The sequence below is a fragment of the Acinetobacter towneri genome, assembly GCF_001758345.1.
GTDB lineage: Bacteria > Pseudomonadota > Gammaproteobacteria > Pseudomonadales > Moraxellaceae > Acinetobacter > Acinetobacter towneri_A.
The window spans coordinates 1-20,300 of sequence record NZ_MKQS01000014.1; the positions used below are offsets into that span (position 1 = coordinate 1).

The window sequence follows — 20,300 nt, forward strand, 5'->3', positions numbered from 1 at the left end:
GGATGATGGCAATCTACCGATTTGCAATAATTGGGTCGAGAATCAGATGCGTCCCTGGGCCTTAGGACGCAAGAACTGGCTGTTTGCAGGCTCGCTGCGCAGTGGTCAACGAGCTGCCAATATCATGACTTTAATCCAGTCAGCAAAGCTGAATGGCCTGGATCCGTATGCCTATTTAAGTGATGTGCTGAAAAGGCTGCCGACGCATAAAGTGACCCAAATAGAAGAATTACTGCCACACCGCTGGAAATCCGACCAAAATTAAAAAATAGGCATGGGATTCAGCGGACGCTTACAGACGAACGAAGCTCAAAACTCAGGCAAAAAAAAGCCAAACACTACAGTTTGGCTTTTTTCACAACATATTTTCGCACTTGGCAATGACTATGCACCTTGCTTAAAGCATAATCTTACTTCGGCTCAATCGGTGCAAACGGTGCCACCACATCGGCATTCTGTGCACGATGACGCATAAAGTGATCCATTAACACAATCGCAAGCATGGCTTCTGCAATTGGCGTTGCACGTACACCCACGCAAGGATCATGGCGTCCTTTGGTCAGTACATCGGTATCTTCGCGGTTCAAATTAATGGTTTTGCCTGGTGTAGTAATACTGGCTGTTGGTTTTAAAGCAATCGCAACACGAATATCTTGACCACTAGAAATACCACCTAAAATACCGCCTGCATGGTTCGCTAAAAAGCCATCAGTGGTCAGTTCATCACGAGTTTCATGTCCAAACTGTTCTGCCACGGCAAAACCATCACCAATTTCTACACCTTTCACAGCATTGATTGACATCATGGCATGTGCAATATCGGCATCTAAACGGTCAAAAACAGGTTCACCCCAACCCACAGGTACTTTTTCTGCCACAATTTCAAGCTTCGCACCGCAGCTTGTGCCTTGCTCACGCAAAGATGTTACTAAAGCTTCAAAACGTGGCACAGCATCTACATCACCACAGAAGAATGGATTATTGGCTACTTCATTCCAATCCAGTTTTTCAGCTTTTTCTGTACCAATTTGCGTGACGTGGCCACGAATCACAATACCAAATTTTTCAAACAGGTATTTTTTAGCAATTGCTCCCGCAGCAACGCGCATAGCTGTTTCACGCGCACTAGAGCGACCACCACCGCGATAATCACGGAAACCGTACTTTTGGGTATAGGTATAGTCTGCATGTCCAGGGCGGAACGTTTGCGCAATGTTGCCGTAGTCTTTAGATTTTTGATCAGTATTGCGAATAAGTAAACCAATCGACGTTCCCGTAGTTTTACCTTCAAACACGCCTGAAATAATTTCAACTTCATCGGGTTCTTTGCGCTGTGTCGCAAACTTAGACGTGCCTGGTTTACGACGATCTAAGTCTTTTTGTAAATCTTCTGCTGACAGCTCAATTCCAGGTGGCACACCATCGACAATTGCCATTAGACCGACGCCATGAGATTCACCACAAGTCGTTACACGGAAAAGTTGCCCTATACTATTACCTGCCACGTCCAACGACTCCTTATGCTTGAACAGATTGAATAAATAAATCGCGATATTGACGGCATTGTGCTGCAGTCAATGCAAAAATACCTGAACCACCTTTTTGGAATTTTAACCAGTGCAAATCAACCGTGTTGAAATTCTGTTTCATCGCCCATTCAGAATTACCTACTTCAATCACAATCAGACCATCTTCAGTTAAGTAATCTGCCGCCTGCGCCAACATTTTACGGACTAAATCTAAACCGTCTTGCCCTGCTGCCAATGCCAATTCTGGCTCATGATGGAATTCTTCAGGTAAATCTGCCATATCTTCCGCATCAACATACGGCGGGTTAGATACGATTAAATCATATTGATTTTCAGCTGGGATTTTGGCGAATAAATCAGATTCAAGTAATGCCACTTGATACTGTTTATTGTGATGTTCACAGTTGATTTGTGCGACTTCCAAAGCATCTTTTGATATGTCGGTTGCATCAACTTCTGCATCTGGAAAAGCATAAGCCATAGCAATCGCAATACACCCTGAACCCGTGCACATATCTAAAATACGTTGTGGGGTTTTAGGTGTAGCATTGGCTGGTAAATTGTTATTTGCTTCGCGCATTTGACCTTCTTCATCTAGGCAATATGGCGCAAAGCGATTTTCAATTAATTCGGCAATAGGTGAACGGGGAATTAAAACACGCTCATCAACATAAAATGGTTTTCCGAAGAAATAGGCCAGGTTTAATAAATAAGAAGTTGGTACTCTTTCGTTGATACGACGTTCGAGCAAGCTTAAAAATTCAGCCACTTCACTTGGTAATAATTTGGCATCTAAAATTTCAGAGTCTGCATTCCAGTCCAAAGACAAAGTTTGCAGCACCAATGCAGAACTTTCTGCAAAATAATCTTCTGTACCTTGACCTAAATGTGCATCGTATTGACGTAGTGCTGTAACCCCAAAGCGAATAAAATCACGAATGGTTGATAGGTTTTCAGCTGCTTCCTGCAAATGTTCAGGGCTAATTGTCGGTCGATCCACTTAAGGCGCTCCAAGGGCAAATTTTAAAACGCCTTATGATACCTTGTTTTGCTCGGTTTTATAATGTTTAAGCAGTTTCCAAGTAATTTATTTGCTATGGTTTTACTTATTTGATTCCCACAAACTGCCCTTGATAATAATCTGCACGCTCTACTGTCTGTAGCAAAACACATTGCGCGCGCTGCAATTCCGCAAAATCACTTTGAGTAGATAAATAGCAGCGCTGTTTTACACGGTTTTCCCAAAGTTGATGCTGTTGTTGAATATTATTGGCATTGCCTGCGCTGCGTTTCACATAGGCTTTATAGTGTTTTTTGAGTCGTTTAGTTTGTGCTTTTTGCTCAGTTTTAATACATTTTTGCGATTGAGAAATTTTGCCATAACTATTGTTCATACATTGCGTATAGCCTTGTGAAACGCCATTCGCCCAAACTTGAGCTGTACCCAAAGTCAGCATCCCCAATAGTGTAAATGTCCAAACTTTCATATTTCCCCCTGAGCGCAGTCTGTTTTTAAAGCGCGGTAAATTTTCAATATTTTATAATTTTACAAAACCCAAATTGCTGCATTGATGCTACAAGATTCAGCTTAAAAAGCATATAGTCAATCCCCTGATTTTTATAGCTGAGTCGATGATAAATGAACAACAATCATTGAAAAATGTGACAACATCCCAATAATTGAATTACTCATTTTATAGATAAAGCTTTCAGCCTTATGAGCTACAAACACAATAATTTGATGGCCATGCGCCAAAGCTATTGGAATGACAACCACTCCGATTCAGTCTTGATTGAAAAACAATTTTTTCAGCAAATTTTGATTGAAAACGGCATTTTTGAAAATGCGTCATTAGATGATGCCAAATATCTATTTTTTTGTTTGCCCAGCGTGATTATTGTGAAAGGTTATGCACACGGTTTTTTACACGATTCTGTAAAATTGATGATTCTCAAATTTATCCAAGACAACAAAGCACAATTGATGAAAAAAGCCGAAACCAAAGTGCAATATCGGATGTAAAAGTACTTTTAAGCCGTTTTTCATACTTTTTTCACGAGGAAACTCGTCGTTCAGCAAGTTGAACTTTTTTAATACGTTAAGACGCGCTAATATCCGTTACAATCTAATTTTCCTGCGTATTGCTGATTTAAGGATTGATTTTAATGTCAGATCAGAACGATAAGCTTAAACAACTCAAGACTTCCTCTATGGATCGACGCTTATCCATCGCAAAGGCATCTTTACTGGCAGGAACACGATGGGCAGCCTCGAATGCCACCTCTATGTTTTCAAGCGAAGAAGAAAAAGAACGTAAACGCAAAAAAGCCATGAAAGAACAAGCCGATTATTTGGTGGCTGAAATTGGCAAACTCAAAGGCTCTATCGTGAAGATTGGGCAAATGATGGCGCTATACGGCGAACATTTTTTACCTGAAGAAATTACGCAAGCACTCAACACTCTGAATAACCAGACTGTCGCATTGGCATGGCCTGCAATTAAACAGCAATTACAGGCGCAGTTAGGTGCCAAACTTGATGATCTCACCATTGATCATGAACCATTAGGCACAGCCTCTTTAGCACAAGTCCACCGTGCAACTCGCAAGTCAGATGGTTTGGAGTTGGTATTAAAAATCCAATATCCAGGCGTGGCAGATGCGATTGACTCAGATATGAGTCTATTTAGAAATATGCTTAAATTGACCCGCATGGTGCCGCAAACCCGTGAATTTGATCAGTGGTTTGATGAAGTGCGTGAAATGATGCATCGTGAAGTCAACTATCAAATTGAAGCGGAAACGACACGTCGTTTTGCTGCCCGTTTAAAAGATGATCCGCGCTACATTGTGCCGCGAATTGTAGATGAATACTGTAGTGATCAAGTACTGTGTATGACTTTTGAACGTGGTGTACCGATTAACAGCCCTGTTATGCTGTCATTACCTCAAGAACGTCGTAACCAATTGGGTGAAGCCTCTTTGGAAATTGCTGTGCGTGAAGTATTTGAATGGGGCGAAATGCAGACTGACCCGAATTTTGGCAACTACTTGGTTCGCTTAGGTAATGGTGAAGATATTCACGATAAAATTGTACTGCTTGACTTTGGTGCTATTCGTCAATTTGACCAACAACTGCTGACCGTGGCGCGTAATCTAATTAAGGCGGGTTATTATCATGACCCACAAATGATGGTGAATGCCATGACAGGTTACGATTTTTTTGACAGTATTCCTGAAAGCATTAAACCCGATATGGCTAAAGTATTTTTACTGGCCACAGAAGCCTTTAGTCACCTAGACAATAACCGTGACTTACCTGCTGGCGTAATGGATGAACAATCACGCTATGACTGGAAAAAAAGTCAGCTGCACAGCCGTGTCATGCAACAGGCATCTAAATCGATGGCTTCACGTTACTTTAGTGTGCCGCCTAAAGAATTTATGTTCATTAGTCGTAAATTTATTGGTGCCTACACCTTTATGACCGTGATTGATGCGAAAACCAATGTCCGTAAAATGATTCAAAAGTTTATTTAAGCCCCAATTTTTTTCTTCAATCAAAGCTGTTTTATAGACCTAAATGATTGTTGTACCCACTCGATGCAATTGTCATTTAGGTCAATTTATTTTAAAAGCGCACATTTTTATATAAATAATAAGAGGTGGCCCACTTGTTTGAACAACTAAAAGCGTATTTATAAGTGATATTCCGCTCTAGTTAAGCCACCTTGTTTTGTTGGGGTAGCTGATCATAGTAAAACTCATTGGGTGTCATTTTGGCTAGACTCGAATGAGGTCGTTTTAGATTATAAAACTCAAAATATGCACTCAATTGCTTTTTCGCATCTGTGACACAGCTATAAGCTTTGAGATACACCTCTTTATATTTAACGCTCCGCCATAATCGTTCAACCATCACATTATCTACCCATCGACCTTTACCATCCATACTGATTTGAAAACAGCGAATCAATCGCTGACTAAACTGTTTAACGATTTAAAATTGCCAAAATTGCTTGCGCAGGGTCTTCACTGTTATCGGACAATAATTGCTTATGCATAGTGATATGCTGCATCACCTGAATTTGTGCTGTTTCGATATCAATTAACTTTTCAATTTCTACTGCCAAACGCTCAGGTGTTGCATCCTCCTGAATTAACTCCTGAATCACCTTTTTACCTGCAATAATATTTGGCAATGAATAATAAGGAATTTTCACCAACAGTTTCGCAATCCAATACGTGATCCGATTCAGCTTATAAAACGTAACCATTGGACGATGTAATAGCATTGCTTCTAGCGTCGCCGTGCCTGAAGCCAGTGCAATTATATCGGACGCATTCATCACCTGACGTCCAATTTTAGATTCTGTGCTACGATTTTCCATCAATTGCACTTTGTCTTGTAATGCACTCGGATAAGACTGTAATAACGCTTCAATTTGTTGTTTACGTGCATCATTAATGGCAGGAATTAAAAAGGTAAACTGCGGATATTTTTGCGTCAAAATATAAGCCGCGTCTAAAACCAACGGCCCTAAACGCTCAATTTCACCACGTCGGCTACCGGGCAAGAGTGCAATATATTGTTGCTGTTGGTCTAGACCCAATTCGAGTTTTGCTGCAACAATTGGATTTTCCAACGGCAATTGACTCGCCAAAGGATGTCCAACAAAGGCTGCAGGCACATCCCATTTTTTAAAAAAGGCTTTTTCAAACGGAAATAAACATAGCACCAAATCTATACTGGCTTTAATGCCATGTACGCGACCTTGTCGCCATGCCCATACCGAAGGACTGACATATTGCACGGTTTTAATTGGCAAGTTTTTCTGTTTTAAACTTTTGGCAAGACGTAAATTAAAATCGGGTGCATCAACCCCAACAAAGACATCAACAGGATGTTGGCTCCACTTTTCGACCAAACCATCCCGAACTGCAAAGAGTTTTTTCAAATCTTTCAGCACTTCAACAATGCCCATTACCGATAAAATATCCATCGGATAATAACTTTTAAAACCTTCCGCAATCATTTGTGGGCCACCAATGCCTTCAAACTCTGCATCAATGCCTTGCTCACGAAAACGTCGCATAAGTTGTGCCCCTAAAGTATCACCCGATACTTCTCCCACAACGATACCTATTTTAAGTTTCCGATTTTGCAAGCGTTTTATCCTCTAAATTTTAATGGATATGAATTTTCACATTTTAGCATAGCCACATTATTTTGTAAGAAACAGAAAGTAAGCCGTGGAATGAATCTGTAATTTTGCGCAGATTTTCTATATTGACTATATCTGTTTTAAGAATAAGTAAATCATTAATCATGACAACAGCTTATTGCCAAAAGTCATAATATATTCACGTTTTTTTGACTTCGGCATATCTTCATGGTTGGTCCTATTGAGTTTATTTTGGCAGGTGTATTGGTCGGCTTCTGCGTGGGTGTGACTGGCGTGGGTGGCGGCTCGCTGATGACTCCCATCCTAATCAGCTTGTTTAAAATTGAACCGCATATCGCAATTGGGACAGACTTACTCTATGCTGCCATTTCAAAATTCTGCGGTTCATTGGTTCATGCCAAAAAAATGAATATTGTATGGCCCATTGTGATTTGGCTTGCAGTGGGCAGTATTCCTGCTTCATTTGCGACCCACTGGGTTTTGGAGAATTATTTAAGCCAATCTACCCATTATAAAATGGTACTGACCGTGGTATTGGGCTTTATGTTGACCTTAACTGGCATCTCAATTATGTTTCGCAGTCAAATTGAATCGTTTTTTAATAAACACCGTAAACAAGAATTGCCCGATATGACCCAGGACCTTGAAAAGGTTAAATTACAAGCTGCAGATAAGCGCGCCCTGATTGTGATTATGGGGATTGTACTGGGTGTATTTGTCACACTTTCTTCAGTGGGCGCTGGTGCTTTTGGCATCATGGCATTGGTGCTCATGTTTCCCAATTTACCCATGATTCGTATTATCGGCTCAGATGTCGTGCATGCTGTCTTACTCACCCTAGTTGCAGGTTTAGGTCACATGAGTTCAGGCAATGTCGATTTTCACCTATTGGGCTGGTTGTTAGTAGGTTCGATTCCTGCAATTGTGGTGGGGACTTTAGTTAGTTCACGTTTACCTGAAAAAGTGATTCGTAAGGTTTTAGGTATTACCTTATTTATTCTCGGGATTAACTTTATGGTTAATCCTGTGAAAACAAAACCGATTAGCCCGCCAGAAACTGCAACAGCAGTTTCTGAAGCACAAGCCAGCCAATAATGAGCTTTATCTGACAGAATTTTGCCCAAACAGATCGTTTAATTTATCTACCCGATTCATCACTTATTTTTTAAAGAAGTATTCATCTTTTTATAACAAAATATAGTGAAATTCATGTTATATTCAGACTATTAAATAATCTTTTGTATGATCAAACCAGTGACGGCAATGAATACTTTACAGTCTAATCCTCTTACACAATCAGACATCGATGACGTGAATATTGAAAGTATTCAGCCACTCGTGACTCCTGCAGAATTAAAAACTGAGTTACCTTTAACTGAAAATGCTTATCAAACCGTTCTTCGTGGTCGTGAAACAATCCGCAATATTTTAGATGGTAAAGACAAGCGTCTATTTGTGGTGATTGGTCCATGTTCTATTCATGACCCTGCTGCTGCACATGAATATGCAGATCGTTTAAAAGAATTAAGCGAAAAAGTAAAAGATTCTCTTTACATTGTGATGCGTGTTTATTTTGAAAAACCGCGTACTACAGTGGGCTGGAAAGGCTTAATTAACGATCCAGACATGAATGACTCTTTTAACATTGAAAAAGGTTTGCGTCTTGGTCGTAAACTTTTACTTGAGTTAAATGAAAAAGGGTTGCCATGTGCAACTGAAGCACTTGATCCAAACTCTCCACAGTATTATCAAGATTTAATTTCTTGGTCTGCAATTGGCGCACGTACTACTGAAAGCCAGACTCATCGTGAAATGTCATCTGGTCTTTCTTCTCCAGTCGGATTTAAAAATGGTACAGATGGTGGCTTAACGGTTGCAACCAATGCTATGCAATCTGTAAAACACGGCCACAGTTTCTTAGGTCTGAATGATCAAGGTCAGGTTTCTGTGATTCGTACTAGCGGAAACGCATATGCACATGTGGTTTTACGTGGTGGGAATGGTAAGCCTAACTACGATGCAGGTTCAGTTGCAAATGCTGAAAATGCATTAAGCAAAGCCAAAGTCAGCACCAAAATCATGATTGACACCAGTCATGCTAACTCAAACAAAGACCCATTCTTACAGCCGTTGGTATTAAAAAATATCACAGAGCAAATTTTAGATGGCAATAAGTCTATTGTTGGAATTATGGTCGAAAGTCACCTGAAAGGGGGGCGACAAGATATTCCTGAAAACTTATGCGATTTAGAGTATGGTAAGTCTGTGACTGATGGTTGTATCGACTGGGACACCACTGAAAAAGCTTTGCTAGAAATGCATGAAGCATTGAAAGACGTTTTAATGAATCGTTAAGATTTAAAAACGCCATCTTTATGATGGCGTTTCTATTTGTAGCATAGGAAATTCTGCGCGCATGAATGACATTGAAACTCAACTTAGCCAAATTAAAAATTTCCAATTCATTCATGAGCGTTTGTTTTCTTCAGGTCAGCCCACGGCTGAAGAATTAAAACTAATTAAAGAATATGGTATTGGCACTGTTATTAATTTGTCTGAAAGTGATGCTGAACACACCCTTCCTCATGAGGACAAAATTTGTCTGGATGTTGGACTGAACTATATTCAGCTGCCAATTTCATGGGAAACACCATCTTCTGATCAATGTTTATTATTGCTCGATTTGGTCAATCATTTATTAGAAAGCCAATTGGTGTGGGTACATTGCAGCAATAACAACCACGTCAGTAGTTTGATGTATTTATATCGTCAATATTTTATGGATGTGGATATTGCAACAGCTCAAGACTTTTTACATGATATTTGGAAACCCAATGAAACTTGGACAGGCTTAATTCATGCCGTTTCTTTGCAACTACAAGGTCGTAAAGCCACGCAAGATTTACAACAAGCTTTGGAATCTGCTGAACTGTCTTAATTCAGCAGGTTACGTAGTTAAATTGCAATGCGATTATTTTGTATGAGAAATCAATACAGTCGCGGTTGCTAAAATACCTTCCTGACGTCCAGTAAAACCTAATTTTTCAGTGGTTGTCGCTTTAATACTAATTTGCGTGACCTCTACATCCAATACATCAGCGACACTTTGGCGCATTTCTAGCGTATGCGGTGCAAGTTTAGGACGTTCGCACGCCACAGTAATATCGGCGTTATTCAGTTTATAGCCACGGTCTAAAATGAGTTGATAAACCTGTTTAAGCAATACCCGACTATCTGCACCTTTATAATTTGGATCGGTATCTGGAAAATGCTGCCCAATATCCCCCAGCGCCAAAGCACCTAATAATGCATCGCATAGTGCATGCAGCACTACATCGCCATCTGAGTGTGCTTTTAAACCTTGTGTATGAGGAATTTGAACACCTGCAAGGGTCACAAAATCTCCCGCTTCAAAGGCATGAACATCTAAACCTTGTCCAATACGAATCTGTGCAACCATGTTCAACTCCTGTAGAAATAAATCATTGAAATCTTGTATTCATACTTACGATTTCGCTATATTAGACCTAGCGCGACATAGTGAAAGTATAAGCGATCATGCTGTTGAAATCTGAGAAGCATCTTATCAAAAACTTAAGCACACTGCTGTTATTTGGCTGTTTATATTCATCTTTCTCTTATGCTCAAGGGATCGATTGTACGTCTACATCCAATAAAAAATTGGCGCAGGTGTGCACGGAGAATTTCTCAGAATTACGCGAAAAATTAAGTGATCAACATTTAACAGCTTATTTGATGAGTGATGCGCCTATTCGCTTATTAGAAGACACCCAACAATTGTGGATACAGCGCTTACAGCAATGCAAAAGCTTGAATTGTTACACTCAGCAATTTGATTTCAGAATTGATCAACTGAATTTTTTCACTTCTATGAATCAAAGCATGACTCAACATTATTTAAAATATGAAAATGGTCAATTTGCTGCGCAGCCCGTACATTTACAAATTCATCAGCTCAATAAAAACAGCATTAAAATTGAAGGCATTGCTTATCGTAATCCAAATAACCGTCTTGAAACCCAAAGCATCGCCTTTTTAGCCTATACAACGCCTGAGCAAAAAAACAAAATCATCGACAATGAGCATGATTGTAGTTACGACTTTGAATACTCGAAAGCGATCTTAAAAATTCAAACTAAACAAAAAGGTTGTGAACGCTTTGCGGGTATCTATCGTTTATACGATTAATCCTTAATAATAGATTTTATTAAACAAATTAAATGAGTAACCACAACACAATTGGCAAAGTTAAAGCGGCAAATACGGTTTGCAGGCTAATAATTGTTGCCATTAAACGACTATCTCCCCCTAAAACTTGTGTAAGTACATAAGCCGCAGATGCGGTAGGTAAAGCAAAAAATAAGACTAAAATTTGTGATTCCAAAACTGGAATATTTAAACTCTGACAAATTAGCCATGCCAAAGCTGGCATAAATAACAAACGCCCAAATACGTTTAATGCCAATGCAAACACATCGCGTTGCAAGCCATTAAATTGCAATGCTGCGCCCACACACATTAATCCCAAAGGCAAACTGCTTAGGGCCATTTGACGAATAAAATGCTCTGCACCTTCCCACAAGGTCAGACCTGCTAAATTATATAGACCACCAAGAATACAACCCAAAATTAATGGATTTTTCATCAATGACCACAGGATTTGCTTCGCCTGTAAAGCCTTAGTATCGCTTAAAGCCAACACTGATAATACATTCACCAATGGGATGCAGAACACCAAAATAATCGCGAACAACGCCAAGCCCTGCACCTGAAACAATGCTGCGACCAAAGCCAAACCAATATAAGTATTGAAACGTACCATGCTTTGCATATACACCCCAAAACGGACTGCGGGGGTTTTAAAATAGCCACGCAAGGCATATAACAAACAACTTACTAAAGCCACAACAAGCCCCACGACCAACAAAATCTGTGTGATTGATTTCGCTTCAATATTTGCTGTGGCGAGGTTTAAAAACAGCATGCTAGGAAATAAAATATAGTAATTTAACTTTTCTGCACCCTTCCAAAATGGCTCATCCAGCATACGTGATTGCTTAAGGAGATAACCCATTGCAATTAAGGCAATCAAAGGGAAAAGTGCAAAAAAAATTAAATGGGTCATGAGGTGCTCTGTGTGTTACTGCTAAGCTGTTGTTTTTTAATTATTGCTTAATAAATAAAGTAAATTACTGGATATTGTAAATATTATTTTGTGTTTACCCTATTTGCTTAGGCTATTTTAAAATTACAGACATGATAATGATGATGATCGCAACTTACACCTACATCATCTACCACATGGATTCTGCATTAACGATGAGTGTGGATAGACATCACTATCCCCATGCTCGCCAGCATGGAAATGACTGCCGTTCCACCATAACTCATAAGCGGCAATGGGTCACCGGTTACCGGTAGAATACCACTCACCATCCCAGAGTTTAAAAACACAAAGAAAAAGAAAGTCAGACCGACTGTGCCTGCATACAAACGCCCGAAATTATGGAAACAATTCATCCCAATCATCAAACAACGTAAAATAATCGCGGCAAACAAACTGAATAGTAAAAATACGCCAATAAAACCAAACTCTTCGGCATAGGTCGACATAATAAAGTCAGTATGATGTTCAGGCAGATAACCCAAATGGGATTGCGTTCCTTCCAAATAACCCTTGCCTGTAAAACCACCAGAGCCAATCGCAATTTTTGACTGAATAATATTCCAGCCCGCACCCAAAGCATCAGATTCAGGATCAAACAAGGTCAAGACTCTTTTCTTTTGGTATTCCTGGAAAAAGAACATCCAAAGCAATGGTGCTACAACAGCCAGTGCGGTGATAGCTCCTAAGATTAATCGCCATGACATGCCACTTAAAAAAAGTGCAAACACCCCAGGAATAATCAAACCAATGTTTAAGTCGGGTTGCAATGCCACCAAGACAAAAGGAATCATCATAATCACTAAAGCGACAATGATATGGATAAATTTAGGCGGGAAAGTACGACGCGAAAAATACCATGCCATCATCAATGGCATGGCGAATTTCATAAATTCACTGGGCTGCATACTGCCAATACCTGGCAAGCTGATCCAGCGTTTTGCGCCCATACGGGTTTCACCAATGACCAGAACCAAAGCCAGCATGATCACTGCAAAGATATAAAAATATGGACTAGCAGCTTGATATACCTTCGGCGGAATTTGCGCCAAAATAATCATAGCGATAAAGCCAATACCAAAACTGGTCGCTTGGCGCAGCACCATCCCCATATCTTGCGCGGTGGCACTATATACCACCATTAAACCTAGAATCGCATTTAAAATCAGAAAACACAGCAACCATGGATCTAAATGTAATTTAGTCCAGCGTGAGGAATCATTTTTAATGCTTCTACCATCACGTAATGAGTGACGTAAAAAACGATACTGCTGCGATGGGTTCATGCGACTCGAAAATAATTTAAAATAGACAGGATGAACAATTATAGGAGCAAAGCGGCACAGAGTGAATCATTAAAGCTAAATCGTTAAAGATTCGAGTTTAACGCAATGTTTATCACACTAGATTTTTATCATCCAAGTTGTTGTGAGGCTAAAATTAAACGCGCCAACTCTAAATCATCAGGATAGGTGATTTTAATATTATCAGAACGACCTTGCACGACATTTACAATTTGCCCTGCTGCTTCTAAAGCACTGGCCTCATCGGTAATCGTCAATTGCTGTTTTAATGCAGATTCTATAGCTGTTTTAAGCACATCAAGTTTTGCAATTTGCGGAGTTTGCGCTTGCCAGAGTTGATCACGGCTTACCGTAGTTTCAATTTTTGTGCCTTGACTTATCTTTTTTAAAGTATCACGCACAGGAATAGCCAAAATGGTACTTTGATCTGTTGCCAGTGCAGTCTGATACAACTGTTCAAGACAAGCAACTGTCACACAAGGACGCGCTGCATCGTGCACCAAAACCCAGTCATCTGCATGGGCGATTTCAGATAAATAATGCAGTGCATTCAAGACTGAATCCACTCGCTCTGAACCACCTGCGCAAAAATGTGCTTTTGCTTTTTGCGCCAAGTTTAGGCTTTGTGCTACATCATCTGCTTGACCAATCGCCAAAACATAACCCGCCAAAGGCAAATGATTTAAACGTGCGATGCTGTGCTCTAAAACTGTTTGATCTTGAATATACTGATATTGTTTGAGGTCAGTTCTAGAAAAACGACGACCAGACCCCGCTGCGGGAATAACCGCCCAAAGTTTAGGGTGTCGGGGCGGTTGATGCTGCAGGTTGTTGTGATTCATTGTTGCGTAAATCTACTGAGGAATTTGGTTGTATATAAATTGGTTTATATTGTGTACTGATGGTGCTCATTTGCACAAAGGTTTCATGTGGCTTAATTAAGCCTAAATCTAAACGGGCATGCTCTTCAATCGCTTCTACCCCATTTTTTAAATCATAAACTTCTGCTGCAAGTACGCGATTGCGCTCTTTCAGCTCTGTATTTAATTCTATTTGTTGTTGGATTTTTTCTGTCAGTGCAGCATGGTCACGATAACCACCCTCACCAAACCAGTGTAAATATTGAAACCCTGCGATCAAAAAGATCGCAAGGCCCAACAATGCTTTACTCGCCTTGGAGTCAAATACATTTAATAGAGACATCTACTGATTTCGCTTAGTTCAAACCTTTGAACTCAGCTTTACCGCGATATGCAGCATTAGTCAATTCTTCGATACGAAGTAATTGGTTATATTTTGCTACACGGTCAGAACGGCAAAGTGAACCAGTCTTGATTTGACCTGCTGCTGTACCTACTGCAAGATCTGCAATTGTAGAGTCTTCAGTTTCACCTGAACGGTGTGAAATAACAGTTGTGTAACCATTCGCTTTAGCAAGATAAATAGCATCAAGCGTTTCAGTCAAAGTACCAATTTGGTTGTACTTGATTAGGATTGAGTTACCCACTTTTTCATTGATACCACGTTGTAAGATTTTCGGGTTAGTTACGAACAAATCATCACCGACCAATTGAATCTTATCACCTAAAATCGAAGTCAGGTAAGACCAACCTTCCCAATCAGATTCATCTAAACCATCTTCAATTGAGATAATTGGATATTGATTCACAAGACCTGCTAAATAGTCAGAGAATTGGTTGCTTGTGAATGCCTTGTTCCCTTCACCTGCAAGAACGTACTGACCATTTTTGTAGAATTCTGAAGATGCGCAGTCAAGCGCCAACATGATGTCAGAACCAGCTTTGTATCCAGTCTTCTCAATAGCTTCAAGAATAACTGTGATGGCTTCTTCGTTAGAACGTAAGTTTGGCGCAAAACCACCTTCATCACCCACTGCTGTATTCAAACCTTTTTGGTTCAATACAGATTTTAATGAGTGGAAAATTTCTGCACCAGCACGTAATGCTTCAGAGAATGAAGTGAAGCCTACTGGCTCAATCATAAATTCTTGAATATCAACGTTGTTGTCCGCATGTGAACCTCCATTTAAGATGTTCATCATTGGTACAGGCATAGTTAAAATGCTGTTGTTACGAAGGTCAGCGATGTATTGGAAAAGAGGAATTTTCTTTTCGTCAGCAGCAGCGCGCGCAGCAGCCAAAGACACGGCTAAAGTTGCGTTTGCACCTAATTTTTCTTTGTTTTCAGTACCATCAAGTGCAATCATAGTGTTGTCGATGTCTTTTTGTTCAAACACCGACTTACCAAGTAAAGCATCACGAATCAAAGTATTTACGTTGTTTACCGCAGTTTTAACGCCTTTACCTAAATAACGTGCTTTATCGCCATCACGAAGTTCTAGAGCTTCACGAGAACCAGTTGAAGCACCTGATGGTGCACATGCACGGCCAACTACGCCAGATGCTAAGATTACGTCTGCTTCGATGGTTGGGTTACCACGAGAGTCCAAAATTTCACGTGCACGAATGTCAACGATTTGGCTCATGAACAATTCCTCAGTTGATTAATAACGTGATGCTTTAGGCATCAATGATTCTATAATTTAATAATGGGTCTAATTTAGTGTGTATCTAGCTTTTGGAAACCTTTTACCAAAGTATCCAACTCTTTAAGCTGTGACAAGAACGGCTCAAGTTGTGATAAACGCAACGCACATGGGCCATCACACTTTGCCTGCTCTGGTTCAGGATGTGCTTCTAAAAATAAACCTGCCAAGCCAGTTGCCATACCAGCACGTGCCAATGTGGTAATTTGTGCACGACGACCACCTGCCGAATCCGCACGACCACCTGGAGTTTGCAAAGCATGGGTTACATCAAAGAACACAGGTACATTCATTTCTTTCATAATGTCAAAGCCCAGCATATCGACAACCAAGTTGTTGTAACCAAATGCTGAACCACGTTCGCAAAGAATCAATTTGTCATTCCCTGCTTCTAAACACTTATGCAAAATATGACGCATTTCGTGCGGTGCAAGAAATTGTGCTTTTTTGATGTTGATAATAGCTTGAGTTTTCGCCATCGCTTCAACCAAATCGGTTTGGCGGCTTAAAAAAGCAGGAAGCTGAATAATGTCTGCCACTTCTGCCACAGGCGCAGCCTGATACGGCTCATGTACATCGGTAATGATTGGCACATTAAAGTGTTTTTTAATGTCTGCTAGCCATTCAATGCCTTTTTCTAAACCCGGACCACGAAATGAGTTCAGGCTAGAACGGTTGGCTTTGTCAAAACTAGCTTTGAATACATACGGAATATTTAAGCGTGTGCAAATATCCACATAAGTTTCAGCAATTTCAAATGCAAGGTCTTTAGACTCAAGTACATTCATGCCGCCAAACAATACAAATGGCAAATGATTCGCCATTTGTATATCACCCAAACTTACAATTTCTTGTGGTTTTAATTGTGACATTTCAACTTCCTAGTTTATCCCTAAAGCCATCTTATTTGTTTTTTTGATGCTGTTGTTTTGCTGCACCAATAAAGCTAGCAAACAATGGATGTCCATCACGTGGCGAGCTGGTAAATTCTGGGTGGAATTGTACCGCAATAAACCATGGATGTTGCGGAATTTCAACCGTTTCAACCAAGTGCTGAACAGGTGAATAACCCGAAATTTTAAGACCAGCTTGTTCAAGTACTGGAATATAACGGTTATTCATTTCATAGCGATGGCGATGACGCTCTACAATTTCTGCCGAACCATACACTTCACGAGTTTTAGTACCTTCAACCAATTCAGATTTTTGTGCACCTAAACGCATAGTGCCACCCAAGTCAGAATCGACAGAACGCTGTTGAACTTCACCTCGCTCATCTAACCACTCAGTAATCAAACCAATAAGTGGCGACTTAGTCGAACGGTTAAATTCTGTTGAACTTGCATCGGCAATACCTGCCACATTACGTGCATATTCAATCACAGCCAACTGCATACCCAAACAGATTCCCAAGAATGGCACACCGTTTTCACGTGCATATTTGATGGCTTGCATTTTGCCTTCAGTACCGCGTTCACCAAAGCCGCCTGGGACTAAAATTGCATCAGCCTCTTTAAGTACGCTATTAACGTCTTGGCTTTCAAGCTCTTCTGCATTGACATAGTCAATTTCAACTTTGACGCGGTTTTGAATGCCCGCATGTAACAATGCTTCGTTTACAGATTTATAGGCATCCGGTAATTCAACATATTTACCCACCATCGCCACACGAACGCTGTATTCTGGGTTTAATAATGCATCGACTACGTTATCCCAATCAGATAAATCTGCTTCTGGAAAATCAATGAAGCCAAAACGCTCACAGATTAAATCATCTACGTCTTGTTCATAAAATGTACGTGGAATTTGGTAGATAGTTTTTGCATCTTTACATACCACAACCGCACGTGCTTCTACGTTAGTAAATAACGCAATTTTACGGGTTGTGTCTGCATCAACATCGTGCTCAGTACGGCAAATGAGAATATCTGGCTGAATACCGATAGATAATAATTCTTTGACTGAGTGTTGAGTTGGCTTGGTTTTAAGCTCTGCTGCAGATTTGATATATGGCAATAAAGTTAAATGCATGAGCATGGTGCGCTTATGCCCTAATTCCACCATCAATTGGCGTACAGATTCCATGAATGGGAGAGATTCAATGTCACCTACTGTACCGCCAATTTCTACGATTGCGACATCGTAGCCTTCGCCAGCGCGAAGTACACGTTCTTTAATATTGTCGGTAATGTGTGGAATCACCTGAACGGTACCGCCCAAGTAATCACCACGGCGCTCTTTATTTAGAACGTCTTGATACACACGACCAGAGGTAAAATTATTTAACTTGGTCATTTTCGCACGACGCAAGAAACGTTCGTAATAACCCAAATCTAAGTCAGTTTCGGCACCATCCTCTGTGACAAAAACTTCACCATGTTGGAAAGGACTCATTGTCCCTGGATCGACATTAATGTATGGATCCATTTTGACCATGGTTACTTTTAAACCACGGGCTTCTAAAAGTGCAGCAACTGAAGCAGCTGAAATACCTTTACCTAGTGATGAAACTACACCACCAGTTACGAAAATAAAATGGGTCATTGGGTTTCTCGTACAATCGAGCCTAAACAGGCCTGCAATGTTGCGCAATTTTACTTTACTCTGCACCAATAAAGCAAAGTCATTCCGCATCAATTCATAGAACAATAAACAATTGGCTATTTTATCAGCATTTCCTGTAAAAAATTAGAACTTCTTGAGAGGATTTTCATCTGTCATTTTATTGCTATAATACGTCCGTCTATCCGATCTTTAATTTTGTGCAATTATGAATAAGAAACTTTTAATTTGTGGTGCAATTGCAACGGCGTTGTTAGTGACTGCATGTGTAAAAAAAGAACAGCCAAAGCAAGATGAGCAAGAACAAGTAGAGGTTCAAACTGAACAAACTACTGAAACTACTCAATTTGAACCACTAGAACCTGTTGAAAACATTCAAGATGCTGAACCAGAATTGCCTGCACAGGTAGAAGTGGAACGTACTGAAACAGCGAACACCACGACTGAAATCCGTCGTGAAACACCTGCACAACCTGCTGCTGCACCTGCACCTAAAGCGGCAGCTCCTGTTGCAGAAGACAAACCAACTCAAGCACGTCCAAGCAATAACGCAGGTGCTCAATCTGAAGATGATGCTGTTGCCGCTGCAATTGCTGCTGCAACCCCAGCACTTGAGAACTAAACGCTCACTTAAAACTTAGCTTTAAGTCAAAGTCAGTTTTAACAAGTCAGTTCTCATCTTGGATTTGAATTAACGTAAAAAAACCCAGTCATTTCGTACTGGGTTTTTATTAACTTGAATGAGTCGTCACCGGGATAATTCGTGAATATACTTTAAATGCAAATACATACTTCTATATGCAATTGTGCGATTCACTTTAACTTGCCTGCTGCAACTGCGAATGCACTTTAAAATAATTCGAAATCAAACGTGAAGCCCAAGATTTAGTAAAGCCGACACCTTCATAAAAACCACAATGACTGCCTTTACGGGTCGTCACCACCATAATATTTGGCATTTTTCGGATGGTTTCTTTATAGGGATCAAAGTTTTTGATATGACACACAGGGTCATCCTCTGCATTTAAAACCATAAGTGGAATTTTGACATGCTCAAACACATAAATTGGGTTAATGGCTTTTGTGTAGCTGTCATAGTTTTCAAAACCCGCCATTTCAAAATATGCCTTTTCAAACTCGGCTAGACTGGTCGCACTCAATACTTGTGATAAAGATTTAAGATTTTTCCAAATGTCCTGATGGGGGTGAATAAAAAACTGGAATAATTTTTTGGTCATCACTTTACTGTAAAAAGGATGCACGTGTTGAAAGCCTAATTCGGTGTTATATCCTGGGCACAGTGCAAATGCTGCTTTAATTGGGGTTTGCTCACCTTCTTCACCTAAATAGCGCACTAATAATCCTGACCCTGCCGAAGAACCGACTCCATATAATTCAGAATGAGGAAATTGCTGCTGAATAAACGCTATTTGCTCACGCAAATCATGTGTCGAACCGAAGATATTTATTTGTGGTACAGGCATAGGTAAATTGCCATGTCCCCGACGTAAACATAAGGCAATGCGCCACTGTGTCTGTTGATGTAAATCACGCACCAACTCACGCATACTTTCCAAAGAACCTGTAATGGTGTGCATTAAAACAATCGTGGGAGTATCTGCAGGCAAGTCATACCCCACCCAAGCAACTGCGGTGATACCGCCATCTTGCATAGTGAGCTGATCAACCTGATCATACTGCTGACGAATGGTTTTCTTTTTAATTAAATCAAAATACAAAAGATGCACGTGCGTATTTGACAACCACGGCGTTGGTCGGTATTTTTCTTTGAGCTGGGGTAAATAATCCAGTACCCGACGGATTTCCCCATGCGGATGATAATATAGTGTCGGTATATCTGCGCCTGTGATCTGATCTAGAACCGCTTGTGTAATTTGCGCTATTTTTTGTAATGTAGACATCATTTTACTCCCAGCAAACCATTTACTTCATATCACGGCGACCTAA

The 20,300-nt window shown here is 40.3% G+C and carries 21 protein-coding genes and 1 pseudogene; 8 read left to right on the plus strand and 14 right to left on the minus strand.

Annotated features, from left to right (window positions below; genetic code table 11):
* Positions 1-265: transposase domain-containing protein (locus BJN41_RS08730; RefSeq protein WP_070154611.1), on the plus strand; the 265-nt coding region annotated here is incomplete at its 5' end.
* A gap of 145 nt (positions 266-410) precedes the next feature.
* Here the strand turns inward: BJN41_RS08730 and aroC are convergent.
* From aroC to BJN41_RS08745, 3 genes are all read right to left on the minus strand, one after another.
* Positions 411-1,505, minus strand: a complete 1,095-nt coding sequence (aroC, locus tag BJN41_RS08735) for a chorismate synthase (protein ID WP_070154613.1) — start codon at positions 1,503-1,505, stop codon at positions 411-413.
* Between the two features lie 13 nt (positions 1,506-1,518).
* Entirely contained in the window at positions 1,519-2,529 is a 1,011-nt protein-coding gene (gene prmB, locus BJN41_RS08740; RefSeq protein WP_070154615.1) for a 50S ribosomal protein L3 N(5)-glutamine methyltransferase, read from the minus strand.
* A 106-nt stretch (positions 2,530-2,635) separates the two neighbouring features.
* Positions 2,636-3,016 (minus strand): DUF1311 domain-containing protein, encoded by a 381-nt coding sequence (locus tag BJN41_RS08745; protein WP_081406292.1) that lies wholly within the window; start codon positions 3,014-3,016, stop codon positions 2,636-2,638.
* 230 nt (positions 3,017-3,246) lie between these two features.
* On the opposite strand from BJN41_RS08745, the gene BJN41_RS08750 reads away from it, so the two are divergent.
* Positions 3,247-3,552, plus strand: coding sequence for a hypothetical protein (locus BJN41_RS08750; protein WP_019837283.1), 306 nt, complete (start codon positions 3,247-3,249; stop codon positions 3,550-3,552).
* A gap of 143 nt (positions 3,553-3,695) precedes the next feature.
* On the plus strand, positions 3,696-5,069 hold the full coding sequence (locus tag BJN41_RS08755) for an ABC1 kinase family protein (protein ID WP_019837282.1): 1,374 nt from the start codon (positions 3,696-3,698) through the stop codon (positions 5,067-5,069).
* Positions 5,070-5,250: 181 nt separating this feature from the next.
* Here the strand turns inward: BJN41_RS08755 and BJN41_RS08760 are convergent.
* A pseudogene (locus BJN41_RS08760) lies at positions 5,251-5,490 on the minus strand (integrase core domain-containing protein); the annotation flags it as partial.
* Between the two features lie 31 nt (positions 5,491-5,521).
* A complete protein-coding gene (lpxB, locus tag BJN41_RS08765; protein ID WP_026438134.1) occupies positions 5,522-6,697 on the minus strand; it encodes a lipid-A-disaccharide synthase in 1,176 nt (391 codons plus the stop codon).
* A gap of 225 nt (positions 6,698-6,922) precedes the next feature.
* On the opposite strand from lpxB, the gene BJN41_RS08770 reads away from it, so the two are divergent.
* The 3 genes from BJN41_RS08770 (at position 6,923) to BJN41_RS08780 (ending at position 9,653) form a co-directional block, all read left to right on the plus strand.
* The gene (locus tag BJN41_RS08770) at positions 6,923-7,810 is read left to right on the plus strand and encodes a sulfite exporter TauE/SafE family protein (RefSeq protein ID WP_070154617.1); all 888 of its coding nucleotides are present in this window, start codon (positions 6,923-6,925) and stop codon (positions 7,808-7,810) included.
* A 168-nt stretch (positions 7,811-7,978) separates the two neighbouring features.
* Positions 7,979-9,070, plus strand: coding sequence for a 3-deoxy-7-phosphoheptulonate synthase (locus BJN41_RS08775; protein WP_070154696.1), 1,092 nt, complete (start codon positions 7,979-7,981; stop codon positions 9,068-9,070).
* Between the two features lie 61 nt (positions 9,071-9,131).
* Positions 9,132-9,653: a fused DSP-PTPase phosphatase/NAD kinase-like protein gene (locus BJN41_RS08780; RefSeq protein WP_070154619.1), complete on the plus strand. Its 522-nt coding sequence runs from the start codon at positions 9,132-9,134 to the stop codon at positions 9,651-9,653.
* A 33-nt stretch (positions 9,654-9,686) separates the two neighbouring features.
* On the opposite strand, the gene ispF is transcribed toward BJN41_RS08780, so the two are convergent.
* A complete protein-coding gene (gene ispF, locus BJN41_RS08785) occupies positions 9,687-10,175 on the minus strand; it encodes a 2-C-methyl-D-erythritol 2,4-cyclodiphosphate synthase (protein WP_019837276.1) in 489 nt (162 codons plus the stop codon).
* A gap of 98 nt (positions 10,176-10,273) precedes the next feature.
* On the opposite strand from ispF, the gene BJN41_RS08790 reads away from it, so the two are divergent.
* A complete protein-coding gene (locus BJN41_RS08790) occupies positions 10,274-10,924 on the plus strand; it encodes a hypothetical protein (protein ID WP_019837275.1) in 651 nt (216 codons plus the stop codon).
* A 28-nt stretch (positions 10,925-10,952) separates the two neighbouring features.
* Here the strand turns inward: BJN41_RS08790 and BJN41_RS08795 are convergent, their stop codons facing one another.
* The 7 genes from BJN41_RS08795 to BJN41_RS08825 form a co-directional block, all read right to left on the minus strand.
* A complete protein-coding gene (locus BJN41_RS08795) occupies positions 10,953-11,861 on the minus strand; it encodes an AEC family transporter (protein WP_070154620.1) in 909 nt (302 codons plus the stop codon).
* 188 nt (positions 11,862-12,049) lie between these two features.
* Complete coding sequence (gene rodA, locus BJN41_RS08800) at positions 12,050-13,186, minus strand: rod shape-determining protein RodA (RefSeq protein ID WP_070154621.1); 1,137 nt, start codon at positions 13,184-13,186, stop codon at positions 12,050-12,052.
* Between the two features lie 128 nt (positions 13,187-13,314).
* Positions 13,315-14,046 carry a 2-C-methyl-D-erythritol 4-phosphate cytidylyltransferase gene (ispD, locus tag BJN41_RS08805; RefSeq protein WP_070154622.1) on the minus strand — a complete coding sequence of 244 codons (732 nt, stop codon included), beginning with the start codon at positions 14,044-14,046 and terminating at the stop codon, positions 13,315-13,317.
* Positions 14,003-14,407, minus strand: coding sequence for a septum formation initiator family protein (locus BJN41_RS08810; RefSeq protein ID WP_070154623.1), 405 nt, complete (start codon positions 14,405-14,407; stop codon positions 14,003-14,005). The genes ispD and BJN41_RS08810 overlap by 44 nt, the downstream gene beginning before the upstream one ends.
* Positions 14,408-14,420: 13 nt before the next feature.
* On the minus strand, positions 14,421-15,710 hold the full coding sequence (gene eno / locus BJN41_RS08815) for a phosphopyruvate hydratase (RefSeq protein WP_019837270.1): 1,290 nt from the start codon (positions 15,708-15,710) through the stop codon (positions 14,421-14,423).
* Between the two features lie 74 nt (positions 15,711-15,784).
* Positions 15,785-16,642: a 3-deoxy-8-phosphooctulonate synthase gene (kdsA, locus tag BJN41_RS08820; RefSeq protein ID WP_070154624.1), complete on the minus strand. Its 858-nt coding sequence runs from the start codon at positions 16,640-16,642 to the stop codon at positions 15,785-15,787.
* 31 nt (positions 16,643-16,673) lie between these two features.
* Positions 16,674-18,314 (minus strand): CTP synthase, encoded by a 1,641-nt coding sequence (locus BJN41_RS08825; protein ID WP_026438132.1) that lies wholly within the window; start codon positions 18,312-18,314, stop codon positions 16,674-16,676.
* A 226-nt stretch (positions 18,315-18,540) separates the two neighbouring features.
* Between BJN41_RS08825 and BJN41_RS08830 the strand changes: the two genes are divergently transcribed.
* The gene (locus tag BJN41_RS08830; protein ID WP_019837267.1) at positions 18,541-18,954 is read left to right on the plus strand and encodes a hypothetical protein; all 414 of its coding nucleotides are present in this window, start codon (positions 18,541-18,543) and stop codon (positions 18,952-18,954) included.
* Positions 18,955-19,150: 196 nt separating this feature from the next.
* On the opposite strand, the gene BJN41_RS08835 is transcribed toward BJN41_RS08830, so the two are convergent.
* The gene (locus BJN41_RS08835) at positions 19,151-20,257 is read right to left on the minus strand and encodes a YheT family hydrolase (RefSeq protein WP_070154626.1); all 1,107 of its coding nucleotides are present in this window, start codon (positions 20,255-20,257) and stop codon (positions 19,151-19,153) included.
* Positions 20,258-20,300: the final 43 nt, after the last annotated feature.